This window comes from Sutterella massiliensis (genome assembly GCF_016899755.1).
Lineage (GTDB): Bacteria > Pseudomonadota > Gammaproteobacteria > Burkholderiales > Burkholderiaceae_F > Sutterella > Sutterella massiliensis.
Map to the genome: position 1 here is coordinate 75,245 of NZ_JACJJC010000011.1, position 24,795 is coordinate 100,039.

The 24,795-nt window shown below is 56.1% G+C and carries 24 protein-coding genes and 2 tRNA genes; 7 read left to right on the forward strand and 19 right to left on the reverse strand.

The genetic code is table 11. The features are described from left to right. Positions 1–23 precede the first annotated feature (23 nt). The 6 genes from dcuC to H6A60_RS07945 form a co-directional block, all read right to left on the reverse strand. Positions 24–1,400, reverse strand: coding sequence for a C4-dicarboxylate transporter DcuC (gene dcuC, locus H6A60_RS07920; RefSeq protein WP_205103179.1), 1,377 nt, complete (start codon positions 1,398–1,400; stop codon positions 24–26). 419 nt (positions 1,401–1,819) lie between these two features. Beyond that, positions 1,820–3,235: an MATE family efflux transporter gene (locus H6A60_RS07925; RefSeq protein ID WP_205103180.1), complete on the reverse strand. Its 1,416-nt coding sequence runs from the start codon at positions 3,233–3,235 to the stop codon at positions 1,820–1,822. A gap of 140 nt (positions 3,236–3,375) precedes the next feature. Next, positions 3,376–3,966, reverse strand: a complete 591-nt coding sequence (locus H6A60_RS07930; protein ID WP_205103182.1) for a pyridoxamine 5'-phosphate oxidase family protein — start codon at positions 3,964–3,966, stop codon at positions 3,376–3,378. A gap of 170 nt (positions 3,967–4,136) precedes the next feature. Next, a complete protein-coding gene (locus H6A60_RS07935; RefSeq protein ID WP_205103184.1) occupies positions 4,137–5,009 on the reverse strand; it encodes a transporter substrate-binding domain-containing protein in 873 nt (290 codons plus the stop codon). Between the two features lie 54 nt (positions 5,010–5,063). Continuing rightward, positions 5,064–5,825 carry an amino acid ABC transporter ATP-binding protein gene (locus tag H6A60_RS07940; RefSeq protein ID WP_239477655.1) on the reverse strand — a complete coding sequence of 254 codons (762 nt, stop codon included), beginning with the start codon at positions 5,823–5,825 and terminating at the stop codon, positions 5,064–5,066. Between the two features lie 26 nt (positions 5,826–5,851). Further along, positions 5,852–6,520: an amino acid ABC transporter permease gene (locus H6A60_RS07945; protein WP_205103185.1), complete on the reverse strand. Its 669-nt coding sequence runs from the start codon at positions 6,518–6,520 to the stop codon at positions 5,852–5,854. Between the two features lie 434 nt (positions 6,521–6,954). On the opposite strand from H6A60_RS07945, the gene ppk1 reads away from it, so the two are divergent. Next, a complete protein-coding gene (gene ppk1 / locus H6A60_RS07950; RefSeq protein ID WP_205103187.1) occupies positions 6,955–9,507 on the forward strand; it encodes a polyphosphate kinase 1 in 2,553 nt (850 codons plus the stop codon). A gap of 366 nt (positions 9,508–9,873) precedes the next feature. On the opposite strand, the gene H6A60_RS07955 is transcribed toward ppk1, so the two are convergent. Further along, a complete protein-coding gene (locus H6A60_RS07955) occupies positions 9,874–11,898 on the reverse strand; it encodes a BCCT family transporter (protein ID WP_439145079.1) in 2,025 nt (674 codons plus the stop codon). 672 nt (positions 11,899–12,570) lie between these two features. Here H6A60_RS07955 and H6A60_RS07960 point away from each other — a divergent pair. Then, positions 12,571–14,016 carry an RluA family pseudouridine synthase gene (locus H6A60_RS07960; RefSeq protein ID WP_205103189.1) on the forward strand — a complete coding sequence of 482 codons (1,446 nt, stop codon included), beginning with the start codon at positions 12,571–12,573 and terminating at the stop codon, positions 14,014–14,016. 133 nt (positions 14,017–14,149) lie between these two features. Here H6A60_RS07960 and H6A60_RS07965 read toward each other — a convergent pair whose 3' ends face one another. The 3 genes from H6A60_RS07965 to leuE form a co-directional block, all read right to left on the reverse strand. Then, complete coding sequence (locus H6A60_RS07965; RefSeq protein ID WP_205103223.1) at positions 14,150–14,530, reverse strand: porin; 381 nt, start codon at positions 14,528–14,530, stop codon at positions 14,150–14,152. Positions 14,531–14,703: 173 nt separating this feature from the next. After that, entirely contained in the window at positions 14,704–15,231 is a 528-nt protein-coding gene (locus H6A60_RS07970) for a nitroreductase (RefSeq protein ID WP_205103191.1), read from the reverse strand. 131 nt (positions 15,232–15,362) lie between these two features. Further along, a complete protein-coding gene (leuE, locus tag H6A60_RS07975; protein ID WP_205103192.1) occupies positions 15,363–16,133 on the reverse strand; it encodes a leucine efflux protein LeuE in 771 nt (256 codons plus the stop codon). A gap of 240 nt (positions 16,134–16,373) precedes the next feature. Between leuE and H6A60_RS07980 the strand changes: the two genes are divergently transcribed. The 3 genes from H6A60_RS07980 (at position 16,374) to H6A60_RS07990 (ending at position 18,884) form a co-directional block, all read left to right on the forward strand. Continuing rightward, positions 16,374–17,297 carry a LysR family transcriptional regulator gene (locus H6A60_RS07980; RefSeq protein ID WP_205103194.1) on the forward strand — a complete coding sequence of 308 codons (924 nt, stop codon included), beginning with the start codon at positions 16,374–16,376 and terminating at the stop codon, positions 17,295–17,297. A gap of 154 nt (positions 17,298–17,451) precedes the next feature. Continuing rightward, on the forward strand, positions 17,452–17,886 hold the full coding sequence (locus tag H6A60_RS07985; protein ID WP_338054851.1) for an aconitase family protein: 435 nt from the start codon (positions 17,452–17,454) through the stop codon (positions 17,884–17,886). Between the two features lie 134 nt (positions 17,887–18,020). Then, entirely contained in the window at positions 18,021–18,884 is an 864-nt protein-coding gene (locus H6A60_RS07990) for a thymidylate synthase (RefSeq protein WP_205103224.1), read from the forward strand. Between the two features lie 622 nt (positions 18,885–19,506). On the opposite strand, the gene H6A60_RS07995 is transcribed toward H6A60_RS07990, so the two are convergent. The 7 genes from H6A60_RS07995 to H6A60_RS08025 form a co-directional block, all read right to left on the reverse strand. Further along, a tRNA-Gly gene (locus H6A60_RS07995) sits at positions 19,507–19,580 on the reverse strand. A 5-nt stretch (positions 19,581–19,585) separates the two neighbouring features. Beyond that, positions 19,586–19,671 (reverse strand) — tRNA-Tyr (locus H6A60_RS08000). Positions 19,672–20,070: 399 nt separating this feature from the next. Next, positions 20,071–20,523: a DUF2514 family protein gene (locus H6A60_RS08005; RefSeq protein ID WP_205103196.1), complete on the reverse strand. Its 453-nt coding sequence runs from the start codon at positions 20,521–20,523 to the stop codon at positions 20,071–20,073. After that, complete coding sequence (locus H6A60_RS08010) at positions 20,524–21,060, reverse strand: DUF7338 family protein (RefSeq protein ID WP_205103197.1); 537 nt, start codon at positions 21,058–21,060, stop codon at positions 20,524–20,526. 251 nt (positions 21,061–21,311) lie between these two features. Next, positions 21,312–21,752 carry a lysozyme gene (locus H6A60_RS08015; RefSeq protein WP_205103199.1) on the reverse strand — a complete coding sequence of 147 codons (441 nt, stop codon included), beginning with the start codon at positions 21,750–21,752 and terminating at the stop codon, positions 21,312–21,314. After that, a complete protein-coding gene (locus H6A60_RS08020) occupies positions 21,749–22,081 on the reverse strand; it encodes a phage holin family protein (protein ID WP_205103201.1) in 333 nt (110 codons plus the stop codon). Before H6A60_RS08020 ends, H6A60_RS08015 begins: the two co-directional genes overlap by 4 nt. Before the next feature lie 14 nt (positions 22,082–22,095). After that, complete coding sequence (locus H6A60_RS08025; RefSeq protein WP_205103203.1) at positions 22,096–22,362, reverse strand: hypothetical protein; 267 nt, start codon at positions 22,360–22,362, stop codon at positions 22,096–22,098. A gap of 152 nt (positions 22,363–22,514) precedes the next feature. Here H6A60_RS08025 and H6A60_RS08030 point away from each other — a divergent pair, with 152 nt between their 5' ends. Then, positions 22,515–23,150 carry a hypothetical protein gene (locus H6A60_RS08030; RefSeq protein WP_205103205.1) on the forward strand — a complete coding sequence of 212 codons (636 nt, stop codon included), beginning with the start codon at positions 22,515–22,517 and terminating at the stop codon, positions 23,148–23,150. A 256-nt stretch (positions 23,151–23,406) separates the two neighbouring features. Here the strand turns inward: H6A60_RS08030 and H6A60_RS08035 are convergent, their stop codons facing one another. Next, positions 23,407–23,631: a hypothetical protein gene (locus H6A60_RS08035; RefSeq protein ID WP_205103207.1), complete on the reverse strand. Its 225-nt coding sequence runs from the start codon at positions 23,629–23,631 to the stop codon at positions 23,407–23,409. A gap of 23 nt (positions 23,632–23,654) precedes the next feature. Next, the gene (locus H6A60_RS08040) at positions 23,655–24,212 is read right to left on the reverse strand and encodes a hypothetical protein (RefSeq protein ID WP_205103209.1); all 558 of its coding nucleotides are present in this window, start codon (positions 24,210–24,212) and stop codon (positions 23,655–23,657) included. Here H6A60_RS08040 and H6A60_RS14030 point away from each other — a divergent pair, their 5' ends adjacent. Then, complete coding sequence (locus H6A60_RS14030) at positions 24,213–24,617, forward strand: Arm DNA-binding domain-containing protein (RefSeq protein WP_205103211.1); 405 nt, start codon at positions 24,213–24,215, stop codon at positions 24,615–24,617. The last annotated feature ends 178 nt before the right edge of the window (positions 24,618–24,795 follow it).

Sequence of the window (24,795 nt, forward strand, 5' to 3'; positions counted from 1 at the left end):
TCTCCGGTTTCAAATCAAAAGACTCAGAGGTAACGGAAGAAGGCGATCGCGAGAACGGCGGCTTCGCCCACGAGGAGCGGCACGGCCGTACGCTTCACGATGTTGAGCGGATTTTCGCGGATCGTGGCAGCGACAATGATGACGACGGCGGCCACAGGCGAAACGGCGCGGATGAGGTTCGAGGTGCACTGCATCGGGAGTGCAACCATGATCGGGTCGATGCCCGCTTTTTCAGCGATCTGCGGAATGAGTTCGATGAAGGAGTAGAAGACGGCGTTGCCCGAACCCGAAATGAACGTGATGAGGCCCGTGATGCCCGAGAAGGCGAACATGAGGCCCGTGTCGGCGCTCTCGACGCCCTGGAGCGAATTCGAGATCATGTCGATGAGGCCCATCGAGGAGAGACCCGCAACCATCGTTGAGGCTGCGACGATGAGGACCACCACCTTCGAGAAGCCGTCGCCCATGCCCTTGAAGAAGAGATTGGCGTCGCCGAGGAGCTTCTTTCCGTTCGTCGTCGGGTCGTTGCGGCGGCGAACGATTTCGCACGCGAACGCAAGCGCAAACGAGAAGAGCGTGATTTCAACGAGGCCGACCTTCGCGGACTTGAAGAAGAGCCAGAAGAAGATCGTGAGAATGAGCGGGAGCACCGGGAAGATGGCGTAATAGGTCGGCGCTTCTACGTTTTGCTTGAGTTTGGACTCGTCAAGGCTCATCTCACCCGAAGCCGGCGACTTTTTGTCCATATAGCGCTGCCAGAAATAGTGCGCAAACCCCATGATGATGATCGCCGGAATCGTGATCGGCGCATGGTGGTAAAAGACGTAGTCGACGACGTGTTCGAACCCGAGAACGCGTGCGGCAACAACGTTGTCCCCGCCCAAGGGCGTCGGCACGATCGTTGCTGTCGTAGCAATGACACCCGCAGCCGTGAGCGGCGTCATCTTCGCCGCGCGCAGCACCGGATAGAGCGTTGCCATGAGGATGACGGCAAGCGAAGCGGCACTCGGAATGATGATCGAGAGAAGCGTGCCGAGCCAGAAGACGAGCGGCACGAGGATATAGGGCGAACGGATGCCCGAAAGCGGCTTCGAAAGGACTTCAATCACCTTCTGGTTTGCACCGATATGCGACATGTAGGCTGCAAAGCCGAAGAGCGTCAGAATGATAAGGCCCGCGTTCGAGTACTGCTTCACGAAGAGGTCGCGCACGACCTTGAAGGGATCGACCCATGAGAGGCCCGAGCTTGCCTTGGCGGCAAGTACCGGATGGCCGAGAAGAACGGCGAGATAAAGGAGAATGAGGCCCGTCACGAAGAGCACGACCTTGGCGTCGTAGTTCTTCGCAATAGCCCAGCCTGCGAGCACAAGAGCGATGAGGCAGAGTACTGCTTCGAGCATGGCGATGGATATCCGCTAGAGGTTGAGTTTTCGAGGTGCCGATCCTTATCGGCGCGCCGACCGCAAAATCCAAAAGCCCGCGGTTCCGCTTTCGACGGAAGTTCGCGGGCCTGCGCCTCTTCTAATGAGGTTTCTCCGTTTCGCTCGAAGTTTGGGCTTCTTCGAGTCGGGATCAAGCTGTCAGGGCGCCTAATGGGCGCGAGGGAAAATAAAAAGACGAGAACGGGTTTCTCAAAACTTTCTAGCTTTCCTTCGCCGTCCTTTCGGCTGCCGCCATAATGCGCCTATTCGCACGAAGATTCTTTGTGAAAAGAGGTTTTTCGTCTTCACGTGAAGTAACTAATATTGAAGCTTATCGGCTTTCTCGATAAACGGTGTCGTGTTACCGATCGAGAACAGCGGCGGGCAATCCTGTTTTCTCAGAAAATTTCCCCTTCTGGCTTCAGAATGCGCCGCCCGTCCACTCGTGCGGGCGACCATTCAACATGTCGCCAGATGTACCAGGTCCCGAGTCCGAGGCAGAAGCCGTAAACGGTATCGGACGTCCAAATGAGCGCAACGCTTGTTGTCGCCGCCGTGATGAAGGCGACATACGCAACGTAGACAACCGAGGATGCGATACAGGTGATGAAGGAAGGCCTCGCGAAGCCCAAGGCGCCGATCACGAAGTAGTAGAAAAAAGGCGGCGTTGTGACAATGTAGCTCGCAAGCATCACATAAAAGGCAGGCTCCGACGCGTCAATAACTTCAGGAAGATTCGTGAACCACCCGAGCACCCACTGAGGGAAGAGCCCGAAGAGAATAACGACGGGCATCATCGTCGCAAAGGAAAGAGAAAGCCCTCTTTTCACCACCGCGTTGATGAGATCCGAGCGCCCAGCCCCGTACAGATTGGCAGCAATTGAGCCGCACGTCGTACCGAAAGCGTGAACGAAGAGGAATAGGAGCGATCCGAGCTGCCGTACGACATTTGAAATCGCGAGCGCCCGTTCGCTTACGTGTTCTACGGCGCCGAAGAAATAGATCCAGGCGCCGATCGAAACGCTTTCCTGCAGCATCAGCCAACGTCCGAGGTTGAAGAGCTTGAGCTGCATGTCGCGATCAAAGGTCAGCGAACCCGCGAGCGAATGCTTTTCGATCTCTCCGTCGCGAACAATTTTCCCGGCAAGAAAAATTGCACAGGCGACTTCGCTCAGAGCCGACGCTATGGCTGCTCCCGCCGTCCCCATCGGAGGAATCGGTCCCCAGCCGAAGATGAGGAGCCAGTTGAGAACGCAATTCGTCGCGACCATGACGACCGAACTCCAGACGAGTATGCGCGTCTCGAGAATGGCAATAAAGAAGGTGCGAAGAAGCACGCAGAAAAAGGCCGCCGGCATGCCGACGCCGCGCCAGAAGAGGTAGTCGGCAGCGGCCATGCTGACAGCTTCGGAGTCGGCAATATGCGACATGATTGCGTCCGCACTCAAGACAAGAAGCACTGCAACGGCCAATCCCAAGGAAAAAAGAAAGAGTCCCGCTTGCCTGAAAACGCGTCCGAACGCGGCATAGTCTCGCGAGCCGTTCGCTCGTCCCATGAGGGACTGTGCGCCGATCGCGTAGCCCAAAGCCTGAGCAATGAAGAAAAAGAAAACGACGCTTCCGAGCGCTGCAGCGCCGAGCTCAACCTCGCCGACTCGCCCGAGAAAAACCGCATCGGTCATGCCGATCAGCTGCTCGAGCAGCAGTCCGAAAAGAATCGGAGCGGCATTCTTGAGAATCGCCCTGCTCGAGGTGTCCGTCAGAGCGACTGCCGCACCCGACGCATGCAAACGTTCGTCTAACTTTTTCGTCATACAATCCTCAAAAGTACGAAGTCGCCCTTATTCGGCCTCACATGACGGCGGAGCGGCCGGCGGGAAAAGCGGGCGAGAAAAATGCGACCTCGTACGTGCCGGTCCTTTCCGGGACCGGCAGATGTGCCTATTTTTGCGGCCTATTTTTTCATGCCGTCAAAGAACGGCGACTTCGCTTTCGCTTTGCCAGAAATCTTGTCGACCGTTACCTCCCAAAGGGCGACGTCCTCAATGCTGCCTTTGATCGTATCGAGCTGTTTTTCCTTGCTTTGCGACGACGCGAAGCGCTGTGTGTAGGCTTCGAAAATTTTCTGCATTTCGGCGCGGTCGGTTACCAATCGAGCAGATCCAGCGATCATGGCCGACACGTACTTTACCGTGAACTCATCTTCTTTGAGCGGATCCGTTCCTATCCAGACGATCGAAACCTTCGGATTTTGTCTGAGGTTCTCAAATTTGCGGCTCTTAGGATCTTTCGTGCCGTGTATGTAGATCCTGCCGTTCAGAAGAAGCGGCGTAATCGGTACGGCATACGGAACGCCTGACGCATCGGCAGTACCCATGACGGCATTGGGCGTGTTTGCTATGACATACCAAGCTTCCTCTTCGCTCAAAAGATAGTCGGTCCTGCGAACCGGTCGTTCTGTTGAAGATGCGGTGTGCGCTGCCTCAACTGAAGCCGAGGCGGCGATGCCGGCAGCAAGCCCGACGAGCAAGTTTCTGCGTTGCATGGTTTTCCCCTTTTCGACTAATGAAGCACCAAGAATTTCGATCTCAAATTTGCTCCATTGCCGCCCGCAGCAGTGCGGCGGGCGGTCGGTTTGATTATGCCGAACGGGAAACTTGCAGCTTCATCGGCTTTTCTCTTAAGCAAACAACCCGAAACGTCTTTGCGCCGGCATTATTGCGGCGTTGAAATATCTATGCCAAAAAATGCTTCGGAGAGCTTCTTGAGTTCTCCAGACGCGCGAAGTTTTTCAATCGCTTCGTCAATGGCTCTGCGAAGCGAATCGCTCTGAGCTCCTTTTTTCATGGGAATACCGATTTCGCCAGCCTGCGGAACGAAGCACGCAATGCGGATAGGGGCATCGGGGTGCGACTTTTTGTAGTCGTGGAAGGTGACTTCGGAGTTGAGCGTCGCATCTATGCGGCCTGAAAGCAGAAGCTCGAACGTCTGGTTGAGATCGTCGACGCCGATCACCTCTGCGCCGGCCTTTTCGGCTGTTTCAGCATAGGTGCTCGAGATGGTGTTGGCCGTCTTTTTGCCCTTGAGGTCTCCCATGCCATTGATTGCGTTGTTTTTCTCGAGCACGATCACAGCCACGCGGTCGAACGCGTAAGGAATCGAAAAGTCATAGGCGCGACGGCGCTCTTCTGTAATGCCCACACCGTTCACCATGATGTCGTAGCGTCCGGCATCAATCCCGGCGAGGAGCCCGTCCCATTTGCCTTCTACGAATTGCGGCTCGACCCCGATTGCTTCGGCAATTTTGCAGCCGACCGCAACGTCGTAGCCCGTGAGGACGCCCTTTTGATCGTGATACGTCCAGGGCGACCAGGTGCCTTCCATGGCAATGACAAGCTTGCCGCGTTCGCGGATAACCGCGAGGCTCTCGGTTGCTTTCGCAGAACCGCGTTGCGCTTCAGCCTTCGTTGCTCCCGAGGCGCCTTGCGCGGGAGCCTCCTTTTTTTCGGAGCAGCCTGCGAGCGTGAAGCCAGTCAAAATTGCGGCGGCGCCAGCCGCGCCACGCAATAGAACTTCTCTCCTCTTCATTTTTGTCTCCCTTGGGAATTTGATTGTTGCGAATTCAGAATTTCTGTATTGGCGTCATCTGCGGAAAGTTTCGAGGAAGGCACGCGTTCTTGCTTCCTTGGGGTGCCGGAAAAACGTGTCTGCGTCGGCAAATTCGACGACGCGCCCCGCTTCAAGGAAGAGCGCCTTCGTGGCGACGCTCTCGGCGAAGCCGATCTCGTGGGTCACCACGATCATGGTCATGCCTTCGGCAGCAAGCGAACGGATTGTAGCGAGCACCGATTCGGTCAATTCCGGATCAAGCGCGGAAGTCGGTTCGTCGAAATAAATGATGTCAGGGCTCCCGCCCAAAGCACGGGCAATTGCGACACGCTGCTGCTGACCGCCGGAAAGCTCGCTCGGGTAGTTGTCGGCACGATCCGAAAGACCGACGCGCTCGAGCAGCGCTCTGCCCTTCTCTTCAGCATCCTTCTTTGAAAAACCGCGTGCCGTGATAAGCGGTTCCGTGATGTTTTCGAGCGCCGTTTTATTGAGAAAAAGGTTGTAATTTTGAAAGACAAAAGCGGTACGTCGACGAATGCGCAGAACGTCTTTTCTCGATATCGAAGCGAGGTTGAACGTCTCCCCTTCGAAGTTGAGTTCGCCTGCATCGGCATGTTCTAGAAAGTTAAGGCAGCGCAGCAGCGTCGTCTTTCCCGACCCGCTCGGCCCGATCACGACAACGACGTCGCCCTTTGCGACCTCAAGATCGACGCCTTTGAGGACCGGCTCGTCGCCAAAGCGCTTTTCAACACCGCGCACTGTGAGCATGACCGTCTTATTCTCTTCGTTTTGCATCCGTTTATCGCTCCGTCCTCAGTGTTTCAGCGGCGGCCGTACGTGTTGAGGCGCTTTTCGCCTGCTGTCTGCAGCTTCGTAAGAACCGTGCAGAAGATCAGATAAATGAGGCCTACTTCAACGTATAGAAGAAGCGGTTCGTAGGTGCGTGCGACAATTCGCTGCGTTGTCATGAACATTTCCGTTACGGTGATGTTTGCCGCAAGCGACGTATCTTTCACCATGCTGATGAGGCTGTTGCCCAGTGTCGGAAAAGCCGTTCGGAACGCCTGGGGCAGAATGATGCGGCGCATCGTCTGCATGTATGTCATCCCGCTCGTCAAGCCCGCCTCGAGCTGCCCCGTCGGTACGGATTCGAGTGCCGCGCGCATGGTTTCGGCGCAGTAGGCGCCCTCGTTGATCGAGAAGACAATGACCGCAGCGGCAAAAGGATTGATGAGGAATCCCGCGTGCGGGAGTCCGTAAAACACGACGAAAAGCTGCACAAGAATCGGCGTGCCGCGGATCACCCAGATATAAAAGCGGGCGAACTCCTTGAGCACGGGAACCTTTGCGTACTGGATGAGCGCTACGGTTACGGCAATGGCGAGCGCAAGCGTAAACGAAATTGCCGTGAGCGGAATCGTGACCTTGATCCCGGGAACGAGAATCTGCCAGAAGGAATCGATGAAGAGTTCCGCGAGTCTGCCGTCCATGCTGCGCCTTCCGTTTTGTTGTCTCTTTTGTTTTTAAGCGATGCGTCTTGTTGTCTTTCCAACGAAAAGATGGATTCGCCCGGTATTGAGCGCCTGCTTTCGCCCGCCTTCTCGAAGTGATCAAATCTTAGCAACGTAAGCGCAAGCGCAAATATCCTTTTCGACCGCAAGATTGCTCTTTTCGCTTGCGTGCGGGCACAGATGAGAAACTCTGGCAAGCCGTCTCGCGAGTTCGCTTTTCGGCTCCAGATTTTCCGGAAGGTCAAGGCGGATAAACGTTGACCGTCCTTTCAACGAACTGTCATCGAAACGTCAATTGAGCGTCCTAAAATTATCTAATAGGTGAGTCCGTCCGCACAGAGCCGCCAGCTTTTGGCAAAGACTTCAAACGGAGGGAAGCCGCCAGCCGATTCAACCACGAAAAGAGAAGAGAAATGGAAGATAAAACAGTCGCCGCACCCGCTTCGACCGCCGCAGCCGGCGCTGCTCCCGCCGTGCCTGAAACCGCAGCTGTGCCGAAGACCGTCCAGGCGACCGTGGGTGCAAACGAATCCCAAACGCCGGCAGTCGACGCCGCTCAGTCTGTCGAAGAACCCGAGGCCGCAGCCGCTGCGCCCACGGCTTCGCCCGCCAAGCGCGTGCGTCGTACGCGGGCCGCTGCAGCCAAGTCCGAAACGGCTGCCGAAGCAAAGGCCGAATCCGTTGAGAAAGTCCAGGAAGAGCCTGCAAAAGCAGTGAAAACTGCGAAGGCCGCCAAGGGAAAGACCGCGAAGGCTGCAAAATCGGCGAAGACAGCCAAATCCACCAAGACGACGAAGAGCACGAAGACTGCACGCAAGGCCGTCAAGGCGCAGGAAGACTCCGAGGACCTGCCGGTCCTGCCGCCCGTCGACGGGATCCCCTCTCTTGACGATCCGGCACTCTTCATCAACCGCGAGCTTAACTGGATCGAATTCAATCGCAAGGTTCTCGACGAAGCCTGTGATCCGAACGAGCCGCTTTTGGAGCAGCTCAAGTTCCTGTCGATTTTCTACAACAACCTTGACGAATTCTTCATGGTTCGCGTAGCGAACATTTTCCGTCAGTACAACGCCGGCGCACAGTCGACGTCCGCCGACGGCTTGTCGCCGGCAAAGCAGCTGACGGAAATCCGCCGCCGCGTGGTAACGATGCTTAATCGCGCGCAGGACCTCTGGAAGAATCGCCTGCAGCCGTCCTTGGCCGACAAGGGCGTGCGCATTGTCCGCTACAAGGATCTCACCGAAAAGCAGAAGACCTTCCTTGAAGGCTATTTCGAAAACGAGATTTATCCGATTCTGACGCCGCAGGCGATCGATGCCGGTCATCCCTTCCCGACGATTTCCAATGTGAGCCTCAATTTCCTCATTGAGCTCAAATCGAATCAGGACGGCACGACTCGCTACGCTCGACTGAAGAATCCGAACAACATGCCGCGTTTTATCTTCGTGCCGCGCACGAAGCAGTCCGCTTACGGCGAGCTCGGCTTCAATTCGAACGGGCGCGATGACGACATCATTCTGCTCGAAGACTTGATCCGCGAGCATCTCGACAAGCTGTTCCCGGGCCACACGGTCGTGAAATCGGTGCTGTTCCGCATCACGCGCAACACTGATATTGAAATCGAGGAAGACGAAGCCGATGACCTTCTTGAAGCCGTAAAGGACTTCGTCGAACAGCGCCGCTTCGGCGACATCATTCGACTTGAAATTGAAAATTCGGCCGATACGCCGCTTCTTAATTTCCTCGTTGAAAAGCTCGATCTGCTGCCCTTCCAGATTTACCGCACGAAGGGTCCCATGGCGATGAGCGAATTCATGCCGCTCACCGGTCTCGACCGCCCGCACCTGAAGGAGTCGAGCTACAAGGGGGCCGAACCCGCTTTCATCGAAAACGGGAGCGTCTTCGAGACGATCCGCCAGAACGACGTTCTTCTCTACCATCCGTACGAGAGCTTCTCGGGCGTGCTCGACTTTATCCGGCGCGCCGCGGACGACCCGCAGGTCGTCGCCATCAAGCAGACGCTCTACCGCTGCGGCAGCAACAGCCCGATCGTTGCTGCCCTCATTGATGCGCGCAAGCGCGGCAAGCAGGTCACGGCAGTTGTTGAACTCAAGGCCCGTTTTGACGAAGAGCGCAACATCAACTGGGCCGAAGAAATGGAAAAGGCCGGCGTCAACATCGTCTACGGCTTTGCGGGCTTGAAGATTCATGCCAAGGTGTGCCTCGTCGTCCGGCGCGAAGCCGAAGGCATGACGCGCTACGTCCACATTTCGACCGGCAACTACAACCCGGGGAGCGCGAAGATCTATACGGATTTCTCGCTCTTTACGGCCGACAAGGAAATCTGCGGCGACGCTTCCGACCTCTTCAACGTGATGACGGGGTACTCGAACCAGACCGTCTACAAGAAGCTTGTTATTTCGCCGCACTCGACCCGCAATGCGATCATCGCCGGGATCATGCGCGAAATCGAAAACAAGAAGGCCGGCAAGGACGCCGAGATCGTTCTTAAGTGCAACCAGCTCGTCGACCGCAAGATCATCACGGCCCTCTACCAGGCAAGTCAGGCCGGCGTGAAGGTCTCCCTCATCGTGCGCGGCATCTGCTGTCTGCGTCCGGGCTTGCCGGGCGTGAGCGACAATATCCGCGTTGTGAGCATTGTGGGGCGCTTCCTCGAGCATGCGCGCGCCTACTGGTTCAAGAACGCGGGCGATCCGTACCTTCTCATCGGCTCGGCCGACCTCATGCCCCGCAACCTTGACGGGCGCATTGAAGTCCTCGTGCCGATCGAGGATCAGGCGCTCAAGAGCCGCATCAAGGCAACGCTCGATCTGCAGCTCGCCGACAACGTCCAGTGCTGGGAGCTCCAGAGCACGGGCACCTACAAGCGCCTCAAGGTTCCTGCCAAGGGCAAGGCACTGAGTTCGCAGGCGGTGCTCGCGAAGCGCTACGGCTACGCGGCCTAAGCGCGACGTGAAGACGCGGGGAGCAAGCGCTTAGCGCTTCTTCTCTGCGTTCGCCCGCTGCCGCCAGAAATAAAAACAAGCCCGGCTTTCGCATAGGAAGCCGGGCGCGTTTTATCGGGCGACTTCGTAGTCGTTATGCACGTTAGAAAAGGAAATCGGTCCGAATTCCGAATTCTGTTCTATTACCGCCGACTGACTGGGTGATCAGTTTGCATCCGGCTCCGGGATGGGACCGATTGTTGCCTTGAATTATGCGGTCGATCAATCGCGGCGTAGAGCCGATTGCCGGTACTTCACGCGTTTCTCACCGTCTGATTTTCCCGTGCCTTCATATGGTTACGAGAGTCTCGCGCTCTTGACCGATCGTCACGCAAGCGCTTCGTTCGGGGCATTGAAAGCACGCAGGAAAGTCAGATGCTTTTCGTATTGATCGAGCACGTCGTTGATGATCTGCTCTCGACTCCAACCCATGAGGTCGTAGTCTCGGCTGCCTTCGCGCAGGAACACCTCGGCGCGCGTGAATTCGCTGCGGTCGCTCTCGGGCGTCGTTTCCGGGCTTTCGTAGTGGCGAAGTCGCACTTCATAGAGAAAGTCGGGTACTTCGCGGTATGAGATGCGAAGCGAAATGCGCTCTTCGTGTTTCACGAGCACCGTTCGCAGCGATGCCTTTTTGAACTCGGCCGCCACCTCTTCGAGTGCGGGCGCTATCGTATCGTCGAACCAGCACTTCACTTCCGCTTCGTCCGGGTAGGCAACGATCGTACGAAGTCGCCCGCGCCAATCGGCGGGCGCTCGAACGCCGACGGCGGGCGTGACGGTACGCTGCCGCGTCTGGCGTCGCATGTCGTCGTAGCGAAGCCACCGCAGAAGTCCGAAGAGCGAAGCGAGGAGCACAACCGCAAAGGGCAGTGCCGAGACGAGCGTCATCGTTTGAAGTGCTTGAAGACCCCCTGCCTCAAGAAGCACCGCTGCAGCGACTGCTGGGAGCATCGCCCAAAAGACACGCTGGAGCGCAGGCGTGCGCCGGGCACCTCCGCTTGCGATGGCGTCCGATACAAACGCACCGGAGTCGGCTGAAGTGACAAAGAAAATCACCACTATCGCCATGCCGACAGCGCAAAGCACGGGCGTAAAGGGAAGATATTCGAAGAACTTGAAGAGTGCCGTCGAGACGTCCGCGGAAACCGCTTCGGCTAGCGCCGTCCCCTGCCCGCTCATGATGAGGTCGATGGCGGAATTCCCGAAGGCCGTCATCCAAAAGAGCGTAAAGCCCGCCGGAATCAGAAGCACGCCCGCGAGGAACTCCCGAATGGTTCGGCCGCGCGAGATCTGCGCAATGAACATGCCGACAAAGGGCGACCAAGAGATCCACCAGCCCCAATACTGCAGCGTCCAACCACCGAGCCACTCGGTGTTTTGCGGCTCGTACGCGTAAAGCGTGAAGGTCTTCGAGACAATCCCGGAGAGATAAATGCCGGTATTTTCAACGAAGTGTTTGAGGAGCGCCGCAGTCGGCCCGAATGCGAAAACAAGGAGCAAAAGCAGGACCGCGAGGGCGAGATTCGCTTCGGACAACAACTTGATGCCGCGGTTGATGCCCGATGCCGCAGAGAGGGCCGCGATCGAGCTGATCCCGATGATCATCGCCAATTGCGTCGTCGTTGTCGGCTCAAACCCGAAGAGATATGTGAGGCCCGAGTCAATTTGAAGCACACCGAAGCCCAAAGACGTTGCCATACCGAAGACGGTTCCCGTAACGGCGAATACGTCGGCAGCGTCGCCAATCGGCCCGTAGATTCGGTTCCCGATCAGCGGATAGAGCGCACTTCTGAACGTAAGCGGCAGACCGTGCCGATAGCCGAAGTAGGCAAGCATGAGGCCTACCGAGGCATAAATCGCCCAGGCATGCAGTCCCCAGTGAAAGAAAGTTGTTTCGAGCGCCGAGCGCGCCGCCGCAATCGTCATCGGGTCGCCCTGCGGTGGCGACAGGAAATGCATCACGGGTTCGGCAATGCCGAAAAACATGATGCCGATCCCCATGCCCGTCGAAAAGAGCATGGCAAACCAGACGGGCAGGCTGAATCTCGGGCGCGCGTGATCGGGCCCCAAGCGAATGGAACCGAAGCGCGAGATCGCTATGAGCGCCATGGCGCAGAGAATAATGGCGACCGCGAGGATGTAGAACCACGAAAGATTCGCAGAAATGAAATTCTGCACCGAACTGAAAAAGTCGGCCATGCTGTCGGGAAAGACGCACGCCAGTCCGACCGTGAGAAGAATGAAGATAACCGCCGGCCAGAAGACGGTTCTGCGAATAACAAGGCCGCTTTTCGTTTTGCGGCCGACGAGAGACGGCATGTTGCCGGAGACGGTGATATTGCTATCAGACAAATCGTTCTCCTATTGAGAGGCGTCCCTCGAAGCATTCGGCTTGGCGCTTACAGCGCTTTCCAGAATGCTGTGTCGGGAACCAAAAAGAAAAGCCGCACGATCGAAAGGCCGGCCGGCGCTTGTCTGAATGCTCTTCGCGTTCGGGCTTTCGGTTCGGCGGATTGCTTTTTAGGGTAACACGCGACCTTGGGAATTCCGGTTGCCTTGACCTCTATAGGGTTTCTACGATAGATGCCGATGCCATCAAAATTCAAACCATCTTCCCGATAAAACAGTGCGTTGCGGGTGTTACAAATTTTTACGCGAAGACTTTAGGAAGTTGGTCAACGAAGAGCTGAATTGATGGCTTTTAGTGTTGCGTTAATGAAAGTTGTCGCCGTGATATGTCGCATTTTTGCGTCCGTCATTAAAGCGCTTCGAAGACTGGCGGCGTTTTCGAGCCGCATTCCCTTTCGAGCTGCTGCCAGAGAGCGAAATTGTCGTCGACACGTTCGAGCGCCTCTGCGGCTTTTCTGGCGACGATGCCAACCGCCAGTCATGTGACGTGTTCAACGCCGCTCGCATCCGGTGCAAGGCAGCATGCAGGCATTCGAAGGCATTCAAGATGCCCCCCTGCCGATCATCTCGAGTAAGCTACGCTCCTCTTTCATTTTTTCGTGCCGGACCTCCGCAATGCTGCCCGCCGATCGCCCCCAGCGCTTTCATTTCTCTTGTCGCGAATGTCCCCTTGATTTCGACGCAGGGCTTCCGTCCGTCTGGTTCGGCGCGCCGAGGAGCATTGCGCTTGCCGCCCGCGATGAGGCCTATAGACGCCAACTTATTCCCCAAACCTTTCGCGGGCGCGCCGGGCTTCTTTGTTCTGCGCCGCGCGAGAGCGCCGCTCGCGACGCTTCCGTTGATGTGCGCCTGATGCTTGAGCCGTTTGTCGAACCGCCGCTCGCCAACGACGACCCGTTGTCGCTGCCGCTGCCGAAAGCGGATTCACTGGTCGGCATTTCCCCCGAAACCATGTTCGAGCCGCTCGCTCGCACCATCCGCTTTTTGACGGGCAGCGGTGAACCGTTCTCGCTTTTTTCACTCGCCGAAAAACTTCGGGAAGGCAAGCCCAAAAAGATCGCCCGCGGGGGCGGCGCAGGTCTCAATCTCACGCACGAACATTGGAACAAGGCGCTTCTAGACGCCGTCCGTTCTCCCTTTGTTGCAAACCTTGCGGACCTCAATTTCGAACGTAGGCATCTTCGCGAGTCGGGTGTTTCCGAAGCGTTGCTCCCCTGCCCCGTCGCGGCGCTTGAATGGTGGTGCGGCGAGACGCCCGCATTCGACGTGAAGTTCGACGGCATGCCGCTTTCGCCGCGCACGACGACGAAGCCTTTGGCCGAACGGCTCCTCGAGGGTTATGCCGTTTGCCCGGATCCCCGCTTCACGGAACCGAAATGGACCGAGAAACGTCCGGCGATCATCATGGACGGTCCTGATTGGGTTGTGATCGATAAGCCCTCCGGGCTCCTTTCCGTGCCGGGCGCCATGGGGCTTCCGGACGCCATGACCATGACGGCCGAGATGACGGGCTCGACCCTCACGCCCGTACACCGCCTTGATATGGATACGTCGGGGCTTCTTGTCTACTCGAAGAACATCGAGACAACGAAGGCCCTTATGGCGGACTTTAGAGAGGGACGGATCGAAAAACGCTACCATGCGCTCGTTCGCGGCGTACCGCAGACTGTGGAGGGAGAAATTCGTTTTCCCCTCACAACGAATCCGCTCGATCGACTCCGCCAGATAGCCGCTTTGGGCGGACGTGACTCGGTCACAACCTGGCGCCTCCTTAAGACGATCGAGCGCCCGGACCTCCACGACGGCTCGATGGGGCTTTTGGAGCTCACGCCTGTCACGGGGCGCACGCACCAATTGCGCGTTCATTGCGCGCACAAGCTCGGACTCGGGATGTCTATCCTCGGCGACCCGTACTATGGCCCCGAAGGGCTTTGTGCGGAGACGCCCGAGACGCCGCTCGCTCTGCATGCGGCAGAACTGCAGTTTACGGATCCGAAATCCGGGGCACGCATGTACTTCGAAATTTTGGCCCCTTTCGAAGAAGAGGCTTTCCGCCGCTAAAAAATTCGCCCCGCAGCTCGTGCACAGCTGCGGGGCAGGCCCATTCAAAGTTCGCAGTCAACCTGCGAAATTTAGAACTTGTGGATCAAGCGGCCATCACTTCGATGGACGACGGATCGCGGTCGCGTTCTTCCTAGTTCTTCATGCTCTCCTTGATGTAGGAAGCAGCCGTATAGACGGAAGTACGCTTCGAGAGGTTGTAGTCGTAGCCGACGGCGATGTTCCAGCGGTCGATTTCCTTCTTGCCGTAAGCGGTGCCTTCGTCATCGACACCGAAGCTGTAGCCGCTGCCGATCGAGCTGTCCTGTTCCTGCGCGGACTTGAGGCCGACCGTCGTCGCTTTCATGAAGTGCTGCGCCTGACCGTAGAGCTTCATGAACTGGAAGTCGTAGGAGCAGCCGAGCGTGATGTTGATCTGGTCGTCGAGTTCATCGCCGTTCGCTTCATCGTGCCGGCGATGGCGTAGCAGCGATCCAAACCGGCCGAATCTTCGCGTCCGTGGGTCTTTCCAGATTTCTTCGCAAAATTCCCGTTCGAGTACCGATAAAAACTCTTCTGTCGTTTATTTCTTCGGATGCCAAACGCTCGATACAAAGAAAAAGCGGCAGCCGTTTTTGAGGACTGCCGCTTTTTCTGCGCAATGACGCAGCGTCTGGCCGCGCGGCGTTAACGAGTCATTACGCTCTGTCAGGCAAGACGAAAGACGCGCCCATTCCGACGCGGCTTAGCCGCGGGTTCGGGCTCGGCCGCGTAGCCGAGAATGCAGTTGCCGATTCCGACATACCCCGCGGGAACACCGGCTTTTTCGAGAATGGCTTTGCCCTCAGGCGTTTCAAAGACCTGCTTGGCCCGATGGATCCAGCAGCTCCCGAGTCCTTCGGCATGCGCGGCATTAAGAAGATTGCCCATGACGAGTGCGCCGTCTTCGAGATACGTCCCCGCGAGTTCGGGTGACGCCAGCACGACGAGAACAACGGGTGCGCCGTAGAACGGGTCGCCTTCGAGATGCATGACGGCAGCATTCAATCGCGAGAGTTCGTCTCGCACTTCCTTGTTTGTCACGGCAAGGATTACGGGCGACTCGCGTCCCATGCCGCTCGGCGCATAGAGGCCTGCCTCCATCACGCGGTTAAGCACGTCATCGGGGACAGGATCGCTTTTGTAGCTTCGCACGGCACGGCGCGTAAGCAGATTTTCGAGCGCAGCGTTCTGCATGTTCGTCTTCCTCAAAGGCTCAAAACAAAGCGAGGCGACCGCTTTTGTAGGCAAGGCGCCTCTAAAAACGCTTTAATTGTATGCCCGAATGATGGGACAGAATCTTCCGTCGTTTGCTGCTGGCGGGTCGATTAGTCACCGAGCACAAGCTTCACGGAGAAGAAGAGGAAGAGCGCGGCGACGGCACTGTTGCCGATCATGCTCCAGACGGGACGGTCGCCGAAGAAGCGCAGCAGGAGCTTCCCGACGCGCGTAAGCGACGTCATGTAGATGACGCTCCAGAACTGCAAGGTGAGCGCAAGCACCAAGAAGGCCATGCCGGCACTCCCTTTACTCGTGTCGATAAAGGGGACGAAGAAGGAAAGCATGAAAAGAATGGCTTTCGGGTTCGAAAGACTTAGGACAAGCGCCGTTTTATAAGCCTTTGCGGGTGTAATCGTCTTCTTGTTGTCAGAAGTCCCCTCTCTTTCAGCCGCTTCACGCGCGGCCTTTCGAGCGGCGCGTACTTTCTCAATCGCTTCGCTCTTTGCCGCAGGGCTTTTCGCCCCCTCGTCGAGCGTCAGCTCCTTCCCGTGCACCTTGTGCTTCATTTTGACCCAGCTCTCGCGCGTGCTCAAGAGAATCTTGACGGCGAGGTACGTGAGGTAGAGAGCACCCGCACACTTCAGTGCAAAGAAGACGTCCGGGTTGGCGGCAATCATGGCGGCGACGCCGAAATAAGTCGCAAGCAAAAGCACCGTGTCACCTGAAAAAACAGCGAGCGCGGCAGCCATCGCCGCCTTCGGGCCCGCATAGACGCTCGTTCGGATCACGTATATGCTGTTGGGGCCGGGGCACAAAACGATCAGAAGCGACCCGATCAAAAAGGTCGGATAGTCGATAACGCCGAGAGTTTCGAACATTTTCGAGAGAGTTGCAAAAGCGCTTCCGGCCTCCTGCCGAAAGAGAGTAACTTGCGGAAATTGAAGAAATTTCGCGTAAGGACCGCGAGCGGACGGCGGATCATATCAAAAAACGGTCAAGCAGGCCTTTCATTCGGTTTATTTGCAGAGATCGAATCCCGCTTTACGAATACGACGATCTGACTCAAGCCGCGACAACCAGGGCCCTCAAACGGTTTAAAACGCAACCCGTTTCTTTCCATGACACGCTCCTCCGACTTCGCCTTCTTTCGACTGCTCGCACGCTCGAGTTCTCTCACGGATGCCGCCCGTTTGCTCTCTATGACGCCTTCTGCCGTGAGCCGGCGACTTAAAGAAATCGAATCGCGCTTAGGCACCGAGCTCGTTCTTCGCAGTACGCGAAGCATGCGCCTCACGCCTCAGGGCGAACGGTACCTGCAGGGCGCCGAAGTCATCCTGCGGGAAACCGAAAGGCTTGAGACTGAAATTGCCTCACGACCGCTCGGCCGTTTGCGCATTTGTGCGTCGTTTGGGTTCGGCGAAACCTTTATTGCGCCCGTTATTGCCGAATATTCACGCACGAATCCGGCCGTGCGCGTCGATTTGACGATCACGGACAGGCCCGTCTCCATCGTTGAAGACGGCTTCGATATCGGCATCCATTTGGGAGCGCTTCACGACTCCCGCTTGCGGGCGCTCAAGCTGATGTCTAACGATCGCATCCTTTGTGCGGCGCCCGTCTACCTCCATGCGAACGGCCTCCCAGAGAAACCCGGCGACTTGGCTTTGCACCGGCTGATCGAAATTGCCGAAGACGACAACACGGTCGGGCGCTGGATCTTGACGCGCCGCGGTACGAAGGAAACGGTTACTTTGGCGGCCGTACCCGATCTTCGCACCAACTCGGGCGCGGCGGCGCTCGAATGGTGTCGTTCGGGACTCGGCATTCTGCTCAGAAGCCGCTGGCACGCCTACCCGTCTATTGCCGCGGGTGAACTCGTCGAGGTGCTCCCCGATTGGCATATGCCGGCCGATGTCTATGCGTATTACGCTGCGAAGCGGCCTGCCCCGCAGGTGCGTGCCTTTTTGGACGCACTCAAAGAACGTTTCATGCAGGCTCTCGTGCGTTCCGGACAGAACGGCTTTTCGGCGTCCAGTCAATAAACGGTTTTGCTATTTTCTTGAATCAGTTTTGCGTTTTCAGAACGAATCGATCGCTGGAGCGTTACTACACTTTGCCTTGCTCAGACTGCTCGCTCGATTGGCGATTTGCTTCCAGGAAATGTATCGAGCGCAGCCTTTACCAAAGGAGACCTAGATGACCGCGCCGAAAACGCTGTACCGAAAGATCGTCGACGCACACACCGTCAAGACCATAGACGCCGATACCGTACTTCTTTACTGCGACGTGCACTTTGCCAATGAATACACGTCGCCACAGGCTTTCGCAGGCTTGGCAGAGCGAGGCCTTCCCGTCGCTTCTCCCGACTCGCATCTTTGCGTTGTCGACCACATCATCCCGACCAAGGACGAAAGCCCGCGCCGCATCGTCGATGTTGCGTCCCTCAGGCAGGCGCAGACGCTTGAGGCGAACTGCCGGCGATTTGGCATCGACGCGTTCTACGGACCCGACGATCCCGACCAAGGCATCGAACATGTCGTTATGGACGAACTCGGACTCGTCCGGCCCGGGATGGTCGTCATCTGCGGCGACAGCTTGAGCCTTTATTTTCAGGCATCGACAGCGCACTAAAATATTTTCCACACTTTTTTCCATACACCATAAAAAAATGCCGCTGAGCTGCGAAGCCCAACGGCATTTTTTCTCTAACGACGGTGTAAGACTAATTTTGGCAAACGAGGAGTGAAATGAGCTAGTACGAAAATCTGCTCCAAGACGTCCTTGAGCACGGGACCAAAAAGAATGATCGAACCGGCACAGGCACGCGATCAGTGTTCGGGCGTCAAATCCGCTTCGACCTCTCCAAGGGCTTCCCGCTTCTCACGACAAAGAAGCTTCACACCCGCTCGATCATCTACGAGCTTTTGTGGTTTCTGAACGGCGATACGAACATCAGGTATCTCAACGATAACGGCGTGACGATCTGGGACGAGTGGGCTGACGACAACGGCGACCTTGGCCCTGTCTACGGCCGTCAATGGCGCAATTTTGGCGCGGACGGCCTCAGTTACCGAACAGTTCGTACTGTTCAATGGGACGAGAACGGAGAGCCGTTCATCGAGAAGCTCATCGAAGGGACGGTTGATGGAAGCCAAGGCGTTGATCAAATTGCCAATCTCATTGAGACAATAAAGACCAATCCCGACTCCCGCCGGATGGTTGTCTCCGCATGGAATCCGATCGAGCTTCCGAGAATGGCCCTGCCGCCCTGTCACTGCCTGTGGCAGGTCTATGTTGCGGACGGAAAGCTTTCGCTGCAGCTCTACCAGCGAAGCGCCGACATTTTCCTCGGCGTGCCGTTCAATATCGCGAGCTATTCACTCTTGGCGCATATGCTCGCCCAGCAATGCGGCTTCGAGGTCGGCGATTTCATTTGGACGGGCGGCGACGTTCACCTTTACGAGAACCATATCGAACAGGCAACGCTTCAGCTCTCGCGCGAGCCGCGCCCCTTCCCTACGCTCAAGATTCTGAGTAAACCCGACTCGATCTTTGAGTACCGCTACGAGGATTTCGCCTTCGAGGGGTACGATCCTTGGCCCGCCATCAAGACTCCTGTCGCTGTTTGACCTCAATTGATTTCCTACAATGGAAACGAGTTCAAATGCGTCCAAAGTGGACTGCTCTTCGGCGCTGAAGATCTGGTACGTATTCAGCGCTAGTTGCTTTGCCCTAAACGCAAAAAGAATCCCCGCCGAGCCGTTAAGCCCGACGGGGTTCTTTGTTCAGAAGTGAAGGCACCCGGCGCGCGTAGCTCGCGCCTGTCGGAAAGGAAGCTACTCCCCGCCGCATCCCGGCCGCGCACCGGTCTTTGCGGCTTTTTGCTGTAGCCAAAGGTTTCTTGGCGACTCGTACTCGCCTACTCCCATTCGGGAACCCAGACCAGCAAGACACGATAGGATCAGCTTTTTGCGACCCTCCGCTCTTCGGGGGGCTTTTTCAGCGTGATCCGTATAGAAGACCTCGCGGGTTGCAGTCTGCGCCGCTGAAGCGGGCTGGCGGCCTTGGCCTTCGGTCGTCTTAACAGATCCTGTGCGAGGTACGCTTTCGATTGCCCCCACGGCGCTCTACGCCGCAGGTGCGAAAAGGGAGTGGATGGAGGGTGTCGAACCCTTTGGGCCTCTAGAAAGCCTCGCGTTCCGTCCGACAAGACGGGCGCACAGTTTCCGCAAACTGTAAGCCATCCTCAAGTGGAGCGGGTGAAGGGAATCGAACCCTCATCGGAGGCTTGGAAGGCCCCTGCTCTACCATTGAGCTACGCCCGCAATTTTGGTGGATAGGGATCGATTCGAACCACCAGCGTTTCTATGTCACGGATTTACAGTCCGCTGCCTTCACCGTTCGGCGCACCTATCCGATGCCTCCCCTTGTATCCGATTTGGATACGCACCGGGCGCTACCCGGACCTCAAGCGCCGTGCGACGGTGCCAAGTGCGACATGGCTTTTCCCGTCTAGTTCGCGACATCGGAAGGATAGTCAGCTCACTATTTTACACAAGTTAAACGGAAAAGACCCCTGGCACGGCAATACCGGAGGCCTTTAAATCGAAGCTTTTTTTCGATGTTGCGCTCGATAGTAAGAGGGGCGGCGTTTATCCCCTATTTGTAACCAAGTAATTGATCGCAAAGCTTCCTGCGCAACCGCCCTTTTTTACTCTTACCAAATAAATAAGTCCCGCAACCTGACTAGTTGAGCCGCGGGACTTCCTTCGCTTGCGTCCGTAGGCTTGCGCTTACGACGCCGGACGACAAAATTCATTTTAACAGCAGTCTTACGGCGTCTCGGTCGCCCGATAGCTCTTGAGCCACTCCGACGCATCTTGTAAGAAGCGCTGAGCATCTTGCGACAAGGTCCGCACCTCCTCGGCACGGCTCGACGTGAGACTTGTCGGGATTTGAATCGGCTGCGGGCACTCGACGCTTAAGGGCGTCGTACTCGCCGCGCACCCGCTCAAGATCAGCAGTGAGGTTGACAGCATCAGCGCGAGCCTTGTCGCGCTCGGCCCACGCTGCAACCAGCGCATCCGTTTGTCCCTTCTCTTTCTCACGATATTTAGTCTCGAGCGCCGCAGAGCGTGTGGCGTAATCCTCACGCAGTGCAGCGATGTCTGCGCCGTAGAGAGCCGCTGCGTAGCGGTAGCCGGAAACAAAGATCAGCGCCGCCGCTATGACAGTTCCGCCTACTTTCACCCAAGTTGCGACCGACATTTATTCCGCACCAAACAGCGGGTTGATCATGCCGGTCCATTGAACCGTGACGGTCTCGCCTTCGTAATCCCACAGTTTCCAACCAAGGTTTCCGCGGATGCAGCGCGACTTCCAGAACGGATACTGGTAGACAAAGTAAAACTGCCAGTAAATTGCCTTTCCATCGCGCTTCAACTCGCGATAAACCCAGCCGCTGTGCGCGGGTTTCGTGTCGGTTTCGAGGTCACCCGACTCTTCGAGGAAGTCCCCTGCTTTGCACTTCGCCCCCAAAATCTCAATATCGAAGCCGTAGGCCACGTTGCGCCAAAACCAAGCCATGCGGCGCTTATAGGTGCTCCAAGCGTCGGTCCCCGGATGTCGTTCCCAATGGCCCTCATCCCCGTCGCACGGGTTGTCAGGGGTTTGAAACCACCAAAGCCAATCAGGCAAATAACCGTCCTCTTCAACGAATAACGGCAGGATCGGACAGAGCAAGCGGCCGACGATCGCCATCAGCAAAGACAGCGGAGCAAGAATAGCCCAATGCAAGTACATCATTGCATCTACCTCACATATATGCACCTGAGCTATCGCCAATAAGCTCCTTTTTCAACCTTTCGATCTCTTCTCGACGGCGTTTTCTTTCTACGGCCTTTCGAAGTCGTTGCAACTCCTCGATCTGTTTGCGATCCTCTTCGTCTTCGCCGATGAAAAGCTCTCTCGTATGAGTCTCCGTCACTCTCTCCATGCGCCTGATCTGGTCCCAATAAGGGTCATCGATCGACAATCCGAGCCCCCAAAACTGCACTTCAAAGTCCCTCCATGAAGCGCTCGTACTCGCGCTTTCGACGTCCGACGAGCCCTGGGCCACCGCCCGTGACGTCAAGAAATTCCTTCGCTGCCGCTTCGTAGTCCTTCGAGTTCAAAGCACGCATTATCTTCGGGCACTTGCGTGGGACATTGCTCGCGCCCAGATTGAAGGCCAAGCTTGTCAGAGCCACGTACATGCCCTCAGAAACGGGAACATTTACGTAGTGAGCAAATTCGTGAGCCGTTTCTGCAATGTCTTCTCGCAACCACGTGTCTGCTTGTTCCTGCGAAATTTCGTCGCCCTCTTTGACGCCTGCCGTGTGGCCGTAGCCGATCGTCAGCACGCCCGCGCTGCAGCGGTAAGCCTTAAGCCGGCACCCCTCTTCTCTCGCAATGAAATCGAATACCAGATTCGGTGAGTAACTTCCGTATGCGTTCATTTCGTGAGGTCCTTATCGTCGTGCTCGATACCGAGGCGGCGCATAACGCCATGCTTCGCAAAGTCAAAGACGCTTGCCCCCATGTTCCCCGCGAAGCCTGCAGCGCAGGCGCACAGCGCATCCGGCTGCTGTAACACGTCATGGCACACCCAAAAGGCTAGAAAACCAACGAAGCAGCTCGTGAACATGTCCAGCAGGAATCCACAGAGAGAGAAATTCTTCACGTAACGCATCTCTTCCCGGTACCGAATGAAGCCGCCACCAAAACTCGCGCCCAAGGCAACGAGGATGCTTAACCAGCTCCACGTATTGATATCTTTTTCAGGCATGCCGCCTCTCTTGCCTACAGAAGCAGGCCAATGCCAACGCCAATGGCAAACGTGACAGCCGAAATCGCCGCCCAAACAGCACGAACCTTACGGCGCGTTTCCGTATCCATCTGCGACTTTGCAGCGTCAATGTTGGCAAGCATTTCGTCCGTGATTTCGGAAACCTTTACGCCCAGCTTTTCAAGCCAGGCCTTAGCTTCTTCCTTCGTCATCTCTTCCGCCTTCTCTTTCACGGCATCCAGTAGTGCCGATTTAATGGCCGCAATTAAAGCGTCAAGCATCGGTCTCCCCCTCTGCCGCAGTTGATTGTTCGTCAGTCAACTGTAGGGGAGCCGGTAGGGTGGTTCGGACGGTTTTTTCCTTTTAAGCGGAAAACAGACGAAAGGCTTCGATCTGACGCCAGTGAGAATTTTCGAATCAAGGAGAGATTCGAATGACAAAAAGCACCAGTTCGAAGGAAAGAGCGCATCAGGTTGCTCTTTTGTTAGCTTTAAACCTTCAATACGATTTATCCATCAATGAAGAGGAAATCGATCTTCTTGGTGGATTGATCGAATATCAGAGACAAATCATCATCGAAGCGGATTCACTTGCAAAAGTGTTTTCCGAACTACTCGATCAGAACAAAACTGAACCGCTAGAGAACAGCCCCCTGCCGCTTAGCGTTATGGCAGTAGTCGATACGGAACCTAAAATAACGATCAGAAATGGATTTTTCGGCTCAAAAAACACTCAAGCAGCCTACTTCCGATATCCCTTTGGAATCGTTAAGGTCGTTTTGAAGCATTTTCTTCACGAGGATGAGGACTATCGAATAACAGAAGATGACTTGCGCTTTATTCCAGTTATCGTTAGAGAATATTGGCCGTGCGAACACAAAAAGGGTACCAATCGGAACGGTGCAAAAACGGAATGGAGGGTGATCAGAGGTAACCGCGAACTTGTGCTGGTTACCGAAGAGGAGAATCCGAGGATTATCCCTGGGTCAGACAATGAAACCTTGGTGACCTTTTACGTTCAGAACCCCAGGAAACGAAGAAAAGACAAACTTCTTTCCATAAAGAAATAGGCACTCTCGAATCCTCTAAACGAGTTCCTAACCCCTGTTAGTTTAGAGATACTACCGCGCGGCTTCCAAAACTTGCCTCTCGACCATCCCATTACGGGGCAGATCACTACGCGGAGTCGAGTGTGCCTTTAGCAAAGAGAATAGCATAGAACCAAACTGCCGCCGCCCCGTGCTTGCAGCATGGAGCAGCAGTTGTCTGGCCACTGCGCTTTCGGTGGCCGAACAGCTTCACCTCCACCGAAAAAATCAACCATTTTCAGGGATTTCCGAAAATCATTTTTCGCGTGTTGAGCATGAACTTTCGGGTGCTCAGAATGCTTGCGCTCTGAACTTTCAGTTCTTCCTTGGCTTCTTCTGCCGCCTTCTGATTCTCATTAAGAGTGACCTGCAGTGAGCGTCGCGGACATTTTTCGTTCGTGCAGATGCCGTTCTCATCCTGCTCGTGCCCGCAAGCCGGGCAGTAACGTTTTTCAGTCGCCATTTGATTCTTGTCCTCTTGCGTTGTTAGTCGGCCGACTGAGCATCAAGCCCCATAAGCGTGCGGTATTCGCCTCGCAACGCCTCCATCTGCTCGGTGTCGTTCATCAGGTTCGCGAGTTCCATGCGCGACTTGATAGAAGACAGCTGAGAGTCGAAATCACTGAGCGCGGCATTCGCTTCGTTCGCGGCCTTTTCTTCTTCCGTAACGACTTCGACGTACCACGAAAGATCTTCCCCTCGGCCTTCGCGGTAGTCACTACCGCCCTTCTCAAGAGCCTTTTGCAACTTCTCACGAAGCTTGATGTCATGCGGCGTATCCGAATAGTGATCGATTACAACCCCTACGAATTCTTCACATGTCGTGGGATCTACCTCCACACTCCAAGATTCGCCGTTCCAGTTGAAGGACACGTCTTCTTCTGAAGCGTCCTGAGGCTGAGGCGGCGGAGTCGGCGTCACGTTGGGCGGCAGCAGCGGCTCCCCGTTCACGATCTGAACGGAAACCGGGCCGATGTAATAGCCCTCATCGTCGAACTGGTAGTACTCGACCAGCTCGCTGGTTTTAACCTTCCCCTCTTCCATATGAAGAACTCCAAGCTAACAACAAAAAAGATCGCCTCTTTGAAACCTCAAGCCCGTCGCTACTCGGTGGCAGACGGTCATGGACTTACGTTGAAAGTGCAGCCGACCGGAACGAAAAGCTGGTTCCTGCGCCTCTCAACAAACGGCCGAGTTACCGATATCGTCCTCGGCCATTGGCCCGAAACCTCTCTCATGCAGGCCCGGCAAATGGCCCGCAGGAGACGGAAGGAAGTTCAGCTCGAGCCACCTCGCGGTTACGTGCTTAGAGACGCCTTTCGTCTTTGGCGCAACCTGAAACGCGGACGCATCGTTTCGTATAACGACGAGAAGCGACGCATCGTTCGGTATCTGATCACCGTACTGAATAAATTGTCCATATATACCCAAATATGCCTAAATATCTGAGCATATAAAGCCAACTCGTTCTTCCCCGATCTTCGGATCGCAGTTAGACGAAGATTTCTCTCCGACCAGAGCTGCATCCATCACCGTGCTCCGTTCTTGACGTCCGCGGGATTGCTTCCCGCGGGTTTGGGAACGGCACTGACCACCTCTATCCCCTTGCAGGGAAACGGGGCTGACG